13 protein-coding genes are annotated in these 15,186 nt (G+C 38.5%); 4 read left to right on the top strand and 9 right to left on the bottom strand.

All coding sequences use genetic code 11. The features are described from left to right. Window positions 1-154: 154 nt before the first annotated feature. Window positions 155-346 (bottom strand): cold-shock protein, encoded by a 192-nt coding sequence (locus BMY50_RS17500; protein WP_093326826.1) that lies wholly within the window; start codon window positions 344-346, stop codon window positions 155-157. 108 nt (window positions 347-454) lie between these two features. Beyond that, complete coding sequence (locus tag BMY50_RS17505) at window positions 455-1,705, bottom strand: DEAD/DEAH box helicase (protein ID WP_093326829.1); 1,251 nt, start codon at window positions 1,703-1,705, stop codon at window positions 455-457. Between the two features lie 174 nt (window positions 1,706-1,879). Here BMY50_RS17505 and BMY50_RS17510 point away from each other — a divergent pair, with 174 nt between their 5' ends. Continuing rightward, on the top strand, window positions 1,880-2,674 hold the full coding sequence (locus tag BMY50_RS17510) for a M48 family metallopeptidase (protein ID WP_093326831.1): 795 nt from the start codon (window positions 1,880-1,882) through the stop codon (window positions 2,672-2,674). A 43-nt stretch (window positions 2,675-2,717) separates the two neighbouring features. Here BMY50_RS17510 and BMY50_RS17515 read toward each other — a convergent pair whose 3' ends face one another. Next, complete coding sequence (locus BMY50_RS17515; RefSeq protein ID WP_238383806.1) at window positions 2,718-4,010, bottom strand: amidohydrolase family protein; 1,293 nt, start codon at window positions 4,008-4,010, stop codon at window positions 2,718-2,720. A gap of 8 nt (window positions 4,011-4,018) precedes the next feature. Continuing rightward, window positions 4,019-7,024, bottom strand: coding sequence for an amidohydrolase family protein (locus BMY50_RS17520; protein WP_093326840.1), 3,006 nt, complete (start codon window positions 7,022-7,024; stop codon window positions 4,019-4,021). A 224-nt stretch (window positions 7,025-7,248) separates the two neighbouring features. Between BMY50_RS17520 and gloA2 the strand changes: the two genes are divergently transcribed. Beyond that, entirely contained in the window at window positions 7,249-7,644 is a 396-nt protein-coding gene (gene gloA2 / locus BMY50_RS17525) for an SMU1112c/YaeR family gloxylase I-like metalloprotein (protein ID WP_093326842.1), read from the top strand. Window positions 7,645-7,914: 270 nt separating this feature from the next. Beyond that, window positions 7,915-8,406 (top strand): Dps family protein, encoded by a 492-nt coding sequence (locus BMY50_RS17530; protein WP_093326845.1) that lies wholly within the window; start codon window positions 7,915-7,917, stop codon window positions 8,404-8,406. 62 nt (window positions 8,407-8,468) lie between these two features. Here BMY50_RS17530 and BMY50_RS17535 read toward each other — a convergent pair whose 3' ends face one another. Both BMY50_RS17535 and BMY50_RS17540 read right to left on the bottom strand, forming a co-directional pair. Next, the gene (locus BMY50_RS17535) at window positions 8,469-8,762 is read right to left on the bottom strand and encodes a chaperone modulator CbpM (RefSeq protein WP_093326848.1); all 294 of its coding nucleotides are present in this window, start codon (window positions 8,760-8,762) and stop codon (window positions 8,469-8,471) included. Between the two features lie 9 nt (window positions 8,763-8,771). Continuing rightward, the gene (locus BMY50_RS17540) at window positions 8,772-9,704 is read right to left on the bottom strand and encodes a DnaJ C-terminal domain-containing protein (protein ID WP_093326850.1); all 933 of its coding nucleotides are present in this window, start codon (window positions 9,702-9,704) and stop codon (window positions 8,772-8,774) included. A gap of 104 nt (window positions 9,705-9,808) precedes the next feature. Between BMY50_RS17540 and BMY50_RS17545 the strand changes: the two genes are divergently transcribed. Further along, window positions 9,809-10,636: an MBL fold metallo-hydrolase gene (locus BMY50_RS17545; protein ID WP_093326853.1), complete on the top strand. Its 828-nt coding sequence runs from the start codon at window positions 9,809-9,811 to the stop codon at window positions 10,634-10,636. Between the two features lie 200 nt (window positions 10,637-10,836). Here the strand turns inward: BMY50_RS17545 and BMY50_RS17550 are convergent, their stop codons facing one another. The 3 genes from BMY50_RS17550 to BMY50_RS17560 are packed head-to-tail and all read right to left on the bottom strand — an operon-like array spanning window position 10,837 to window position 15,094. Continuing rightward, complete coding sequence (locus tag BMY50_RS17550) at window positions 10,837-12,516, bottom strand: hypothetical protein (RefSeq protein WP_139202282.1); 1,680 nt, start codon at window positions 12,514-12,516, stop codon at window positions 10,837-10,839. A 34-nt stretch (window positions 12,517-12,550) separates the two neighbouring features. Continuing rightward, complete coding sequence (locus tag BMY50_RS17555; protein WP_238383807.1) at window positions 12,551-13,330, bottom strand: ABC transporter ATP-binding protein; 780 nt, start codon at window positions 13,328-13,330, stop codon at window positions 12,551-12,553. Window positions 13,331-13,375: 45 nt separating this feature from the next. After that, a complete protein-coding gene (locus BMY50_RS17560) occupies window positions 13,376-15,094 on the bottom strand; it encodes a glycoside hydrolase family 3 protein (RefSeq protein ID WP_093327104.1) in 1,719 nt (572 codons plus the stop codon). Window positions 15,095-15,186: the final 92 nt, after the last annotated feature.

Consider the following 15,186-nt stretch of genomic DNA (forward strand, 5'->3'; position numbering starts at 1 on the left):
AAGGTACAAACTTAGCTAATTTTTCTTTGATGAAAATATTGTGTATATGTTTTTTATTAAGGGTATATCCTTTTTTAGGCATTAAAGAAATGCGTAAATAAAAAGCCCGTTCGGTATTCCGAACGGGCTTTCCATACGATTTATATTAATTGTTTTAGATAACTTTAACATTTACCGCATTTAAGCCTTTTTTTCCTTGTTCTTCGTCATATGATACATTATCATTTTCACGGATAGAATCGATAAGGCCTGATGAGTGAACAAAAATATCACTTCCACCAGCGTTAGGAACGATGAAACCAAAACCTTTAGTTTCATTATAAAATTTTACTACTCCTTCTTGCATTGTATTTTATTGATTTATTAATAATTAAAACAAATGTAAGGATATTAATCCTAGAATCCATTCATTTAACTATTTTATTTATAAAATATTAATGATGAATTATATTAATCATCTTCGTTTTTGCTGATTATTGGACCTAAATCGCCTTTTTTTGTTATTTGGGGGACCAGTTTCTTTTTTTGCTTTTCCTTGTAACGCGCCCTTGGGAAGTGGTACCGCTACAAATTCATCTCGCACAGGATAAGGATGGTCATTCAGCACAGGGATTGCCTGATTAATGAGGTTATTAATATCCTGTAAATAAGGGCGTTCCTCTATATCACAAAAAGAGATCGCCTTCCCGCTTGTTCCTGCTCGCCCCGTCCGCCCTATACGGTGTACATACGTTTCTGGTTCATTTGGTAAGTCAAAGTTGATTACATATTTAAGATCCTCCACGTCTATGCCTCTTGCCGCAATATCTGTAGCGATCAACACCTTTAACCTGCCCGACTTAAAGCCATTCAAAGCATTTTGCCTAGCATTTTGCGATTTATTACCATGAATAGCTTCCGCCTTAATTCTATTTTTATCTAAAAATCTCACCAAACGATCTGCTCCATGTTTTGTTCTGGAAAAGACCAATACATGATCTTTCACTACCTTATTTAATAGGTACACCAACAATTTTGGTTTATTAGCTTTGTCGACCGCGTACACCACTTGTGCTACCGTCTCTGCTGTGGAGGAAACAGGAGTAACCTCTACTTTAACAGGATTTCGCAATATGGTATTGGCTAATTTGGCTATTTCTTCTGGCATTGTAGCAGAGAAGAAAAGCGTTTGCCTCTTTTGAGGCAACAGGGCGACAACTTTTTTGATGTCGTGAATAAACCCCATATCTAACATACGGTCGGCCTCATCCAGCACGAAATGAGAGATTGTTTGCAGTGAAATAATCCTTTGATTAATTAAATCTAACAATCGTCCAGGCGTTGCAACTAAAAGGTCTGTTCCTTTGCGAAGCGCCGATATTTGTGTATTGATGTTAACTCCCCCGTAAACAACTTGATGTTTCAATGGTAAAAATTTGCCATAGACCTCGATACTTTGATCAATCTGAATAGCTAGCTCCCTGGTTGGTGTTAAAATTAACGCTTTGACATTTTTTCCTGTAACAGGATGTTCAACGAGGTGCTGTAATATTGGCAGAATAAAGGCAGCAGATTTCCCTGTACCGGTCTGTGCACATCCTAAAAGGTCTTTACCGGTAAGTGCTACCGGAATTGCTTGTGATTGGATGGGTGTAGGAGTTTCATACCCCTCCTCATGAATGGCCTTTAATAAAGGATCTATGAGTTTAAGTTCTTTGAATGACAAAATATATACGAATAAATGTAGAATTCACAAAAGTAACATTTAATTTGAATAAACGCTTACTTTAAAGCTAGACACCACACTTCATCAAACAATAATTTTATTCCCTTAAAAACTTATATTTGTAATCAGATTCAATTTATTTACTTTAAATTAATAACACACAAAAAACGATCTATGAAACCAACATTCAAATTCAGTTTATTATTTCTCGTTGTTACAATGAGTGCTTTGCATGTGCATGCACAATTCAAACTTAATGCGAAAAGCATTAAAGCAGCGACCTCTGCAGCAAAGGCAGTTACACTATCAGATGATGAAGTTGCCGGTTACGCAAAAGAGTACATGGTATGGATGGACGAAAATAATCCGGTGGCTCCGCCAGACGATGAGCTTGCGCAGCGATTGGCGAAATTAACAAATGGTTTAGAAAGCCATGATGGACTAGCCCTCAACTTTAAAGTCTACCTAGTAAAAGACGTCAACGCCTTTGCTTGTGCGGATGGTAGCGTACGTGTTTGCGCCGGTTTAATGCAAGTGATGGATGACAACGAAGTACTTGGCGTTATAGGCCATGAAATTGGTCATGTTAAAAATAAAGATTCAAAAGATGCCTTTAGAACAGCTCTTTTGACCTCTGCACTTAAGGATGGTGCAGGATCACAGGGCGGTGCTGCTGGAACCTTAAGCGATTCGAAATTAGGAGAGTTAGGAGAGGCCGTTGCAAATTCTTCTTTTTCCCGCACACAGGAAAGTGCTGCAGACTCCTATGGTTATGATCTATTAAAAGAAAAAGAGGTAAATCCCTGGTATATGGCAACGGCTTTTGAAAGTTTAGCTAAACAAAGTGAAGGGGGAGAAAAAGCCTCTACTATGCAACGATTAATGTCATCACATCCAGACACAGAAAAACGAGTGAAAGCCATGTCAGAAAAAGCTACTAAAGATGGTTTTGAGAGGCCGAATAAATAATATTTCAAAAGAGCGAAGAACCTATTCTTCGCTCTTTGAACGATCATTTCTGCCCATATTTATATTCGTATCTTTCGAACAATTGTTTATGCAAATTATTTAGATTGATATCCCTTCCTACGATAAATGCCTTTTCAATTTTATTCCCTTTCATATCTAACGCATCACCCGAAGAAATAAAAAGATTAGCATCTTTTCCTTGTTCCAAACTACCTGTTGTTTTATCTATCCCTAATATCTTCGCTGTGTTTAACGTAATGGTGGATAAAGCTTTCTCTTTTTCCAATCCAAAAGCCGCGGCCGTTCCTGCCATAAAGGGTAAATTACGTTGTTGCCAAAAACCATCCATCCCATAAGCCACCAATATCCCCGCATCAGTTAGTACCTTCGCTTGTTTATAGGGCAGATTCACATCATCGTCGTCTTTAGCAGGCAATGAGTGTGCTTGATGTATAATGACGGGTATGTTATTCTCTTTTAAGAAAGAACTTACCAAGTGAGCATCCGCTCCTCCTACAATCACTGGTTTTATAGCATGTCTCTTAAAAAATTGCACCGCAGCAATCATATCATTCTTCTTATCTACGTGAACCATTACCTTTTTCAAGCCACCGAAAACATTTCGGAATGCTTCTAAACGTGCGTTAAAAACTACGGGCTTATCTACACTACAATAGGCTTTTGCATCCGTTAATAAGTCATTCAGCACATCTCTTTCTTTTATTACACGTTCTTTTTGTTCTTCACTATTGGTATTTCCGAACCGGGCATACTTGACAGTCGGCCAATTCACATGGATGGCATCATCTTTTTTATACGCTGCATCCTCCCAATTCCAAGCATCCAATTGCACAACGGACGACTGACCCGTAATCAAGCCTCCTTCTGGTGTTACTTGCGCTAAGATTATGCCGTTAGAGCGTAATGTGTTTATGACTTTTGAATCTGTATTATAAGCTATAAGAGCCCTCACATGAGCATTATTATCACCAACTTCGGTATTATCAACCGTTGCTCTTACCGCTTCGATTTCTACTAGACCAAGGTTGGTAACGGGTGCAATGAAGCCTGGGTACAGATGTTTACCAGCAGCGTCTATCGTTTCGGCGGTAGATGGTGCTCCATTTCCATCTCCTACATACGTAATTTTACCCTTTTCAAAAACAAGCGTTCCATTGGAAATAATTTGTCCATTACCTACATGAATAGTAGCCCCTTTAATACTTATAGATCCTGTTTGTGGCTTAGCTGGATATATAGTTGGTTGCGCCTTTGCTGTTATAATGAAGGTAACTAATACCGTTATATTTGATATATATTTTAAAATTGTTCTCATGGTCATACTTATTGGTTATGGTTAAAATCGTCATTATTCTCCTCTAAAAGGGTTTCACAATGATAAACTATTGTAGGCTTTTCCACCGCTTTCTGGGTAGTACTACCTTTTCCCTTTTCTTCGATCAATTTAGCTATTAGACGAGCCTTTTCCTTTTTCTGAGAGCTCCTCACCTTTTCATCTTCTTCCCCATCCCAATATTTAACACCATCCACAAATGTTTTTTCAGCTTTAGCATAAATTGATAGCGGATTATCGCTCCAAACCACTACATCTGCATCTTTTCCAACTTTTATACTTCCCACTCGGTTGTCTACATGCAGCATCTTAGCGGGATTTAATGTTACGAGCTTCCAAGCCTCTTCTTCTGATAAGCCACCGTATTTTATTACTTTGGCCGCCTCCTGGTTAAGACGACGGGCCATTTCGGCATCATCAGAATTAATCGCCGTTACAACCCCCTGTTTTTCCATTAAGTAGGCATTGTACGGAATAGCTTCCTGTACTTCCATTTTGTACGCCCACCAATCAGCAAAGGTCGCGCCGGCTATACTTCTTGCGGCCATTCTATCGGCCAACTTATACCCTTCCAAAATGTGTGTAAAAGTATTAATCTTAAAACCTAGGCTATCAGCTACATGCATAAGCATGTTGATTTCGGATTGTACATAAGAGTGACAGGTGATAAATCGTTTCTTATCCAGAATTTCCACCAAGGCATCAAGCTCCAGATCTCTACGTGTCTTACCATCCTTTTTGTTTATGTTCACTTTATATTCTTTCGCACGTGTAAAAGCATCTACATACACTTGTTCCACACCCATACGTGTTTGCGGAAAACGGATCTTAGCGGCTTCTCCCCAATTACTTTGCTTTACATTTTCACCAAGTGCAAATTTGATAAAACCATCACTACCACCAAATTTTAGTTCTTCTGGTGCTTTACCCCAACGTAATTTTATTAATTGAGATTGACCGCCGATAGCATTTGCCGATCCATGCAATATATGCGAAGTAGTTACCCCTCCTGCCAGTTGGCGATAAATGTTCACATCTTCCGAATTGATGATATCGGCGATCCTGACTTCGGAGGTTACGGATTGTGTTCCTTCATTAATTCCGCGAGATATAGCAATATGCGAATGTTCATCTATGATTCCCGCTGTCACATGCTTGCCCGTTGCATCGATCACCTTGGCGCCAGCGGCAGATAAGCCCTTTCCAACACCTTTAATTTTTCCATCTACAAGAAGCACATCTGCTCCCTGGAGTATCCCGGCTGATTCGTTTGTCCACACAGTGGCATTCTTAAGCAATACAGTGGTAGCAGTAGGAGACTCTTCATGTCCAAAAGCGGTGAAGGGATAAATTACCTTTCCGAGGTCTAACGATTTATTTTTTACCTGTTTTTTCGGTTTGGCGACGTAAGCTCCTGAATAGGTCGCTGACCATGGCGATACGTCTCCATCCATTTTACTTAAATCACCCTTTAGTTGAACAGGTTTTTCATTCGTGACGTAAGCACTTATCCTGAAGCTGCTTTTAGTTCCTTTAGGATTAAAACTCATTGTTAGTAGATCGCCGTCAACGTTTATATTCACCTTCGTTTGAGCGGTATCCTTTAATGTGCTGATATGCGCTTCATATTTACCTGATTTTCCACCAATGACAAGTTTTGCATCGCCATAACCTTCAATCGCTGTGGCATATTCCCCTCTAATATCACCTGTACTTACATTATTGGCTATAAATTTTTCACCTTGGATCCAATTTTCATATATAATGTTACCCTCTTTAAATAAACTATCTGATGTAATAATAAAATTAGCTAGCTTACCTTTTTCAAGTGTTCCGATTTTATCGCTAACCCCAAGCAATTGAGCCGGTATTTCTGTCAATGACCTTAAAGCGGTCTCTTCACTTAAACCAAATTGTATAGCTTTCCTTAGATTAGGCCAAAACGAACGTATATTATCTAAGCCACTTGCCGTTAAAGCAAAAGGAACTGCGGCCTTCTCTAAAAAAGAGGGATTAGCCGGGGCAAGCTCCCAATGTTTCAGTTGAGCCAATGAAAGCTTATCAGCTTCATATGGATCATCCACATCATAGGCCTTTGGAAAATTTAACGGAACAATTAAACTAGCCCCTGTAGCTTTTATCTCTTTTATACGCTGATAATCGTTCCCACCTGTTTTAATAACATATTGCTTGCTGAATTCTTTTGCAATTTTATCAGCTCTTAATACATCTAACACATCATTAACTTCAAAAAACTGTGGCAGATTTTGCCACTTATTAAAGGCCTCCAATGACATATTATATTCTTCCTGCTGTTGCCCATACCATTGTGCGTCATAGTACGTTTGTCTTAACAGCGCAATACTTCCCATCAATGACGAAGGGTAGGAAGTTTTCGCCGACCCTTTATCAAATGAATAATGAGCACCTACATCAGCCACCAAAACGGCCTCATTATCTTCGGCCCCCAATAGCGATACAAGCGCACTACTACCACGTGCAATTCCATCTTCCAATACCGTTTGTACTGCTCCGAATCCTATCTTTTTTAACTGTTCAGCTTCTTTAGTATCCCCAGTAAACGCATCTACTGCACGTGTTTCTGGTCTGATCGCCTCATTCCATCCATAGGCACCATTTTTTGTCGAAGTCAGCACTTGAGGTGCTCTTCCAAACGATCGGCCTTCCTTACTTTCCGGTACCCCGTATGTCGAAAAAGCATCAATTAAAGAAGGATAGATGTACTTCCCCTCCAAATCAATGGTAATGTATCCGGGGGGAACCTTTTGATCTCCATTTACCGCTTCAATAAGCTTATCATTGACGAGCAGTGTACCCTTCTCAGCACGTTGGCCCGCTTTAGCGACAATCGTAGCATTTACAAAGGCGTACTTTTTAGGACGTTTATCATGAGAACCATTGACAGGAAAAGTCTCTTGTGCTTTCAAGAGATAAAAACCAAGAATCAGAAAACAAAAAGGTAATAATTTTCGCATAGTATTGATTTGTAATGAAATTTTGAACATTAATGAGGATTAGAGTCATTTTTTTGACACTCGGCTTCCCAAAAGCAGCCTATAAAAACAATGACCTTCAAAATTGAACACTAAAATACTCTTTTTAAGCAAAAAAAACTCTTCTAAACGCTCCACCATAAGAATGTTACCAAAATTTGCAACCAAACAGCTAACTTAGATTAAAATTTTCATAATTTATTTCCATGAAGCACCCATTCATTCAAGCTGTCCACCATATCGCTATCATATGCTCGGACTATAACAAATCCAAACATTTTTACACGCAAATATTAAATCTTGAGATAATTAACGAAACCTACCGTGAAGAACGTGATTCTTATAAACTTGATTTAGCGCTCAATAATAATTATGTGATTGAGCTTTTTTCATTTCCCCATCCGCCGATGCGCGTCAGCAGACCCGAAGCCCGCGGATTAAGGCATTTGGCTTTTGGGGTTCCTGATCTTGATAAGGCTGTTGCACATCTTCAGGCTCACCATGTTGTGACCGAATGCATAAGGATAGATGAATTAACGCATAAACGTTTTACTTTTTTTGCCGATCCAGATGATCTTCCATTAGAATTTTACGAGTTATAAGAGGTATTTGTCATACCATTGAAATAAAGTTTAAAAGTGAGCAAACACATGTTTAAATATGATTGTTATCAAGGCAATAAATCGTTCATATATGTTAAATTTGATTATATACAGCACTCATTTTAGGATGCGAGAGCTTAGCGTTTATAATAGCGCGAGCGATTAATCTTGTTTTTTCTATGCAGCTAAAAAAAGAGCATATCTATTCATAAATTTAAGCATACCCTAAGCAAATTATTAATATCGTTCAATTACATAAATTCAAATACCATGGCACTTACAAAAACTGCTAAAATTGATATTGGCATCTCTGAGGATAATCGCCAAGCTGTTGCTAACATTTTGAATCATCTCCTTGCAGATGAATTTGTTTTGTATACCAAAACAAGAAAATTTCATTGGAATGTAAAGGGTATACATTTTCACGATTTACATCTATTTTTCGAATCACAGTATAAAGAGCTTGCCGAGGTTATGGACGAGGTGGCAGAACGCATCCGCAAACTTGGGCATTATTCCTTGGGTACACTTCAACAATTCTTAGACGAAACAAATTTATTAGAACATACGGATGATGGATCATCTGCGGAAATAATGATAGAAGCACTACTGGAAGATCATGAAACTATCATCAGAGAACTCAGAAAGGCAATAGATCCAATTCAGGAAAAGCATAAAGATGCCGGTACAGCAGATTTTTTGACCGGTCTTATGGAACAACATGAATCGATGGCCTGGATGCTCCGCTCTATGTTACAATAAAAAGTAAACGCTTTGTGTTATTTTGTTCGCTCGTAATGATTACGAATCATTGCGAGCGATCACTACACCCCTCCATGTAGCCGCAGCTGATTCTTTAAATGATTAATCTCTTGCTGCATTTTCGTTACTTTGTTAATCAGATGCCTCATTGCATCTATGCCTTCAATATTGATATTTAAGTCGTAATGCCAACGACGAAATTGTTCCAATTCGTTCAACTGCTCTTCTTTAATATAGCGTTCGTCGGATACCACGGTAATTTCAAGTAAACCCTCTTCCTGCAAAGACTGTACAAAGTGCTGCTCGATCTCGTATTGCTCACAATACTCCTTTATCAAAATCAATGTTGTTTCCATTTTAAAAGTCTATGAATGATCCGTGTCTGCTAACTGCCTAAACAACTGTTTTTGCTCTTCCGTTAAACCAGTAGGGATTTTAACATGATAAGTAATGATCAAATCACCAAATTGCCCCTCTTTCTTATACACAGGAAAGCCCTTACCTTTTAGTTTAACCTTCGTGCCGTTTTGCGTCTCCGGTTTAACTTTAAGTTTCACCTTGCCTGTCAGCGTATCTACCAACACTTCTCCCCCCAGCACTGCCGTATAAAGATCTATATCTTTTGTAAGATATAAATCGTCCTTCAATCGTTTAAACATTGGATCATCAGAAATAATAAAAGTTATGTATAGATCACCTGCCGGGCCGTTGTTCACTCCCGCCCCTCCCTGCCCTTTGAGTCGTATTTCTTGGCCATTTTCTACACCTGCAGGAATAGTAATTCTTAATTTCTTGCCATTTACATTTACGGTATGTTTATGTGTTACGGCCGCGTCGCGTAAATTTAAGGGAAGTTCTGCACGGTAATCTTGCCCTTTAAACCGTGTATGTCCTCCTCCTCGAGAAGCTCCTCCAAACATCGAGGAGAAAAAATCCGAAAAATCAGCTTCGGAGAAATCTCCGCCGGTACTGGAAAAGCCTCCTCCAAACGGGTTTTGGCCATCGAAAGGATTTCCGCCTCTACGTTGTCCGCCCCCGCCCTGTGCTCGATTTGCCTGTTCATATGCATCAGCATGTTTCCAATCTTTTCCGTATTGATCATATTTTTTTCTCTTTTCCGAATCACCCAACACTTCATTTGCCTCATTAATTTCTTGAAATTTTTTATGTGCTTCCTTGTCGTCAGGATTTAAATCAGGATGCAGCTTACGCGCCATTTTACGATAGGCCTTTTTTATATCATCCTGAGAAGCATTTTTTTCGACACCTAAAATTTTGTAGTAGTCAATATAATCCATAATGTTGTTAAAGTATTGTGCCTTCCCTTCCTACATACATCTGTTTCGTGCTTTTTGTTTGTCGGTATTTTCTAATCATAGAACAATTTCCCTATGTTTGTAATATGTCTTCGCTTTTTGTATCATCACTTAATTCTGGCAGTAATGGCAATTGCTATTATATCGGAAATGACCAGGAAGCTATTCTTGTCGATGTTGGAATCTCCTGTCGAGAGATTGAAAAACGTATGACCCGCTTAGGACTCTCATTGCACTTGGTTAAAGCAATCTTTATCTCCCATGAGCATACTGACCATATTAAAGGTTTATATAGGTTGGCCAACAAATATCAATTAGCGGTATATATAAGTCAAGGAACCTTAGCCGCTACCGGCTTTACATTCCCTTTAGCAACCATCAATATATTTAACTCTTCTTTACCTATACAAATTGGTACCTTACAAGTAATCCCCTTTGCCAAGTACCATGATGCCACCGACCCTTACAGTTTTGTTATAACAAACGAGCAAGTGAAAATTGGCGTGTTTACGGATATTGGAAGAGTTTGCGACCGCATAACTTATTATTTTAAACAGTGTCATGCTGTTTTTTTAGAAGCTAATTATGATGAAGATATGCTGAACAATGGCCGTTATCCTTATTTTTTAAAAAAGAGGATAAGCGGTGGCCATGGCCACTTATCCAATAAACAAGCTTTGGATCTATTTCTATCTCATCGAACGGACGAACTAAGTCTTCTTCTCCTATCACATTTATCAAAAGACAATAACTGCCCGGATTTAGTAGCACGTTTATTCAAAGAACATGCGGGATCTACAGAAATTGTTGTAGCATCCCGTTACGAGGAAAGTCTTGTTTATGAGGTCACCTCTCGTGCTAGTATGTATCAAGATATCGAGATACAGTATCAAGACATCAGTAGTAAGATATAAGTAGCAAGACTATATTAGTTATGAGTTATCAGTTGCGAGTTGTTAGCACTATATTAGTTATCAGTTGCGAGTTGTTAGCTGTGAGCATTCTTACAATTTGACTACTCAACGACTTGACAATTTAACTAGTCAGCCATTTAACTACTCAACGACTTAACTATTCAACTACTCAGCTAGGCAGCAAAACTAGCGCCATACGGCTACTCTTTAAATTCTGCTTTTTCCCATGATTCCTTTTTAAAATAATGGAGAAGTAAGAAGAAGACGCCTGAAAACAGACCCGCAAGCAACCAAACCAACCATTCGTATTTTACGGCCAGATAATGTCCGAAACCAATAGCACTGATAAGACCTATTAGTATTAAGTTAGCAATAAACCTTCCTTCTGTCTTTTTAAGTGGCTGACTGAAGGGATAGCCTGTGACGGTAAATAAACAGATTAAGACTGCCGCAATTCCTCCCACAGCAGTAGATAAGAGAATATCATTGAGTACCGGATAACCGATAAAGGACAAACCTAACGCAGTAAAAACCAACATAAAGGGCATATAGAATTTGATAAAGGCGGCTTTTAATACACCCGACATTAACAGCCCTGGTTGCTGTATAGGTGCAACAAAGTAGACCCATGCGGCCTTATATTTTTCACTTTGTGTAATGAATTGAAATACGGTTAATAGGGTAAATAAAGAGAAGTAAAAAATGAATAGATAGGTGTGTTGGTCTAAAATCATCTGCCAGCGTTCCACAAATGACACTGCTCCCTGTCCTTTATTACGAACAAAGAACATAAAGAAAAAATATACAGGTACATAAGCCATGGAAGGATACACTTTAATTTTAAACTCCCGGGTTCTACCAGTAAGCGCCCACACAAACTCAAAGCCCGCACTTTCCAGCGGACTACGTGTAACAGCTCTTGCCAACTTGTGACCAAAAGCAACCTGTTCATGTGCCACCACCTTTTCTTCCCTTACGTTGTCTTCTGTTGGCAATCCAGCTAACATTACATTAAATCCGGATGAAAACCTGCCGGTAATTAACCATAAAGCAATAAAGGGTGTTATAAGTGCAAGAGCGGACAAAGAAAGTGCTAGTACAGAGAAATCACCTGCACCTAGCTCCTGTAATGCTCCAATCCAAGCGCTTGGCGTGAACCATAGCCAATAGGTAGAAGCAAAATCTATTTGCTGTACCATAGCGCTCTCCAAGATACTGGGCATCGTGTAATACAACGCAAAGATAAGGATGGAAAAAACAATTTGTAAATAGGCAACAATGTCTTTAAAACGCTTTACCGGCAGAAAATGCATGGCAATAAGATAAAACATATTGACTAGCAAGACACAGAGCACGGTAGCAATAGAAACCTGTAAAACAAAAATTACTCCCCCAATGGCAGTTTTTGTTAAAAGCGTAAATATAAAACCAGGAAGCGCTAAACCGAGCGCTTGCTTAAAAACACTTATACCAATGTGAACAATACGTGTAACAGTAAGCGTACGATCGTTTACAGGCGTCGGTAATATGATAAAATTGTCTCGACTATCTAACAGCAATACAGAAAAATCTGCAATCAAAGTGAGGCACAGCATAGCCATAAACACTCCAAAATAAATTGTATAAGACAGATAAGGCTTATTAACAGAGAACAAGAACAACAGTAGCACACCCCCCATAACCGCTAGCAATAAAAAATTTATCCAAGAACTGTAATTGCTTTCCTTCTTTGGCTTATTACCAAAAGAAGTTAAAGGTCTTCTATCATCCATTAACAACTTTGTTCGTAGGACAATTTCAAACTGCGTGGTATTTACTCCTAATTTTGCAAACAGGGGACTAAATAATAAAGTAAACCGTACAATCAGATTATTCATCATAAAAAATAGGCTGTAATGATCTCCTTAATTTAATCTATTCGAAAGCCGAAATAATCCTAGCGGCATTCCCGGAAGTATCGATCTGCCCCGTAAGCTTCGCAAATATGTGTTCGAGTGAATCGGCCTGTTCGCTTTTCAGCTGTTCAAACGTACCATTAGCAACGATTACACCATTATTTATAAGCAAAATCCGGTCAGAAACTTTCTCTACGACATCCATCATATGCGAACAGTAGAAAATTGTTTTCCCTTCTTTTGCCATTAACGATATGAGTTCTTTAACAGTGATAACGGCATTTGCGTCCAATCCGGAAAGCGGCTCATCGAGCACTAGAATTTTCGGATTATGGATAATTCCAGCTATAAGCAATACTTTCTGTTTCATCCCTTTAGAAAAGGTATCCATGCGTTTATGAAGGTATTCACTTAATTCAAAAGCCGTTAATAGTCTGGTTGCACGCGCTGTTATAAGCTGTTCATCCATTCCATAAAGTTTCCCCACAAAATCGAGGTATTCTAGTGGCGTTAATACATCGTATAATTCTGCATTTTCGGGGACATAACCAATTATGGATTTAATTGATAAGGTATCATTTCTTAGGTCTTTTCCATCTACGGATATAGTCCCTTCAAATTCGTCAATCAGACCGGTCAATATTTTTACTGTTGTAGATTTACCAGCACCGTTAGGGCCAATATAACCTATTACTTCTCCAGGATAAACGTCCAGGTCAACACCTTTTAAAACCTGTTTATCGCCATAATTTTTATAAAGACCTTTTATACATATGATAGGTTCCTGTTGGTTCATCATTGTCTAAATTGAGTTTAGACAAGCAATATAAGCATAATTATAAAATTAGTTCATATTAATCCCATCTCCGTATTTAAAAAAAGTATTAATAGTCACAGGCAATTTCCCAGAAGTCTTTAACTCTCCCATCAGTACTTTCGCCGATGCTTGTTGGAAGCTAGCGTCATTTTGGTAGCCCACCACGATACCCTTTGCATTTTCAATACCTGGAAAAGTTGCAATAGCATAGGGGTTGGCAAATACATTGAATATTGTTTTATCGGTAGCAAGTTGACTAATAAATAAATTTACTTCACTATTGTAATTCAATTTACTTTGAGGCCTTAAACGCTGGTCATGAAGCGCTACAATGATTTGATCATATTTTTCTAGTTCGCCCGTAACATTCGCGATTTCCGTAGCGCTAGCCTGAGCTCCCACTACAAAATTCGAGCTATTCTTAAAATAATCATTTAATATGTATTGAAAATTAGTAATGCTATCGGCTCCAATGCTTATGACTGCTGTTTTTAAATTCGCGTTTAAGGAGTCGACCGCACCATTGCCTTTTAATAAGGTGATAGCAGCATCAGCCAGCTGCTGATTTAACATTTTTGCAGGCTGGTTATTTAAATCCTGATAGAGATTTTCTATCATAACAGGTTTTAACTCATCTAAATGAAGCCAATACTTAGCCGCAAGTATTTTCTTCACCCTGGCATCCAGATCTTGCTTAGATATTCTTTTCTTTCTAACCGCTTTTCTTACTTTTTTTATTGCCCTTTTGCTATTTTCGGAGAGCTCTAAGACATCGTTCCCTGCAATAATTGCCCTAACATCCGCCTCCCCGTCCTGAAAATATTTCACTACCCCTTTCATATCCATAGCATCCGTGAATACTAAACCTTTAAAGTTAAGGCGTTCCTTCAATATGCCCGTAATGATAGTATGCGATAAAGAAGAAGGTAAATTAGCATTTGTATCTAAGGCTGGTATATTCATATGCGCAACCATCACGCCCGAAGCTCCCTGCCTAGTAAGTTCTTTAAAAGGATATAACTCTAAAGAATCAAGACGTGCAGCGGTAAAATTTAATTTCGGCAAGTCATAATGGGAGTCGACATCCGTATCTCCATGCCCTGGAAAATGTTTCAATGATGTGATGATCCCTTCATCCATCATTCCTCGCATGTAGCTTGCGGCCTTTCTAGTCACATTTTCTTTGTTCTCTCCAAAAGATCTGAAATTAATAACCGGATTATTAGGATTATTATTAACATCTACTACCGGTGCAAAATTGATATTTAACCCAATTCTTTTAAAGTTTTTCGCAATTTCCTGCCCCATTTGATATATAAGCTGTTCATTCTGGACAGCCCCTAACGCCATTTGATAAGGAAAAGAAATGGTGGAATCCACTAGACGCATACCTAAGCCCCACTCGCCATCCAGCGCCATAAACAAGGGCACTTTTGAAAGCGCTTGATACTTATTGATCATATAAGCATGTCTTATAGGACCACCCTGAAAGAGTACCACTCCACCTAACTTTTCTTTTTTAATCACTTTAGCGACAGAATCAATATACTTTTGACCAAGATTAGTATGTGCTCGAACCATAAATAACTGAGCTATACGCTGTTTTTTATTTAGTGTTTTAAAAACAGAATCTACCCACTGGTGTTCCTGGTTAATAAAATTTACAAATGAGGTCTTTGTTTGAGCAGTAACTACTTGGAAGGTTAATAAGGTTATCAAACCAGTGAAAAAGGATTTTCTAAGCATATCTATCAGGTAAAAATCAAACTTAGATAAAAATGCTTGTTTGTGCAACACTAAAACAAATCTAGGTGAATATTTATTTGCTTTTATTCAAA

Origin of the sequence: Olivibacter domesticus, assembly GCF_900109575.1 — a bacterium.
Lineage (GTDB): Bacteria > Bacteroidota > Bacteroidia > Sphingobacteriales > Sphingobacteriaceae > Olivibacter > Olivibacter domesticus.

What these genes read in the sequence shown, in the direction of transcription:
- BMY50_RS17500 (WP_093326826.1), bottom strand. Translation starts at nt 346, where the DNA reads ATGCAAGAAGGAGTAGTAAAATTTTATAATGAAACTAAAGGTTTTGGT.
- BMY50_RS17510 (WP_093326831.1), top strand. Translation starts at nt 1,880, where the DNA reads ATGAAACCAACATTCAAATTCAGTTTATTATTTCTCGTTGTTACAATG.
- BMY50_RS17515 (WP_238383806.1), bottom strand. Translation starts at nt 4,010, where the DNA reads ATGAGAACAATTTTAAAATATATATCAAATATAACGGTATTAGTTACC.
- BMY50_RS17520 (WP_093326840.1), bottom strand. Translation starts at nt 7,024, where the DNA reads ATGCGAAAATTATTACCTTTTTGTTTTCTGATTCTTGGTTTTTATCTC.
- gloA2 (WP_093326842.1), top strand. Translation starts at nt 7,249, where the DNA reads ATGAAGCACCCATTCATTCAAGCTGTCCACCATATCGCTATCATATGC.
- BMY50_RS17530 (WP_093326845.1), top strand. Translation starts at nt 7,915, where the DNA reads ATGGCACTTACAAAAACTGCTAAAATTGATATTGGCATCTCTGAGGAT.
- BMY50_RS17535 (WP_093326848.1), bottom strand. Translation starts at nt 8,762, where the DNA reads ATGGAAACAACATTGATTTTGATAAAGGAGTATTGTGAGCAATACGAG.
- BMY50_RS17540 (WP_093326850.1), bottom strand. Translation starts at nt 9,704, where the DNA reads ATGGATTATATTGACTACTACAAAATTTTAGGTGTCGAAAAAAATGCT.
- BMY50_RS17545 (WP_093326853.1), top strand. Translation starts at nt 9,809, where the DNA reads ATGTCTTCGCTTTTTGTATCATCACTTAATTCTGGCAGTAATGGCAAT.
- BMY50_RS17550 (WP_139202282.1), bottom strand. Translation starts at nt 12,516, where the DNA reads ATGATGAATAATCTGATTGTACGGTTTACTTTATTATTTAGTCCCCTG.
- BMY50_RS17555 (WP_238383807.1), bottom strand. Translation starts at nt 13,330, where the DNA reads ATGATGAACCAACAGGAACCTATCATATGTATAAAAGGTCTTTATAAA.
- BMY50_RS17560 (WP_093327104.1), bottom strand. Translation starts at nt 15,094, where the DNA reads ATGCTTAGAAAATCCTTTTTCACTGGTTTGATAACCTTATTAACCTTC.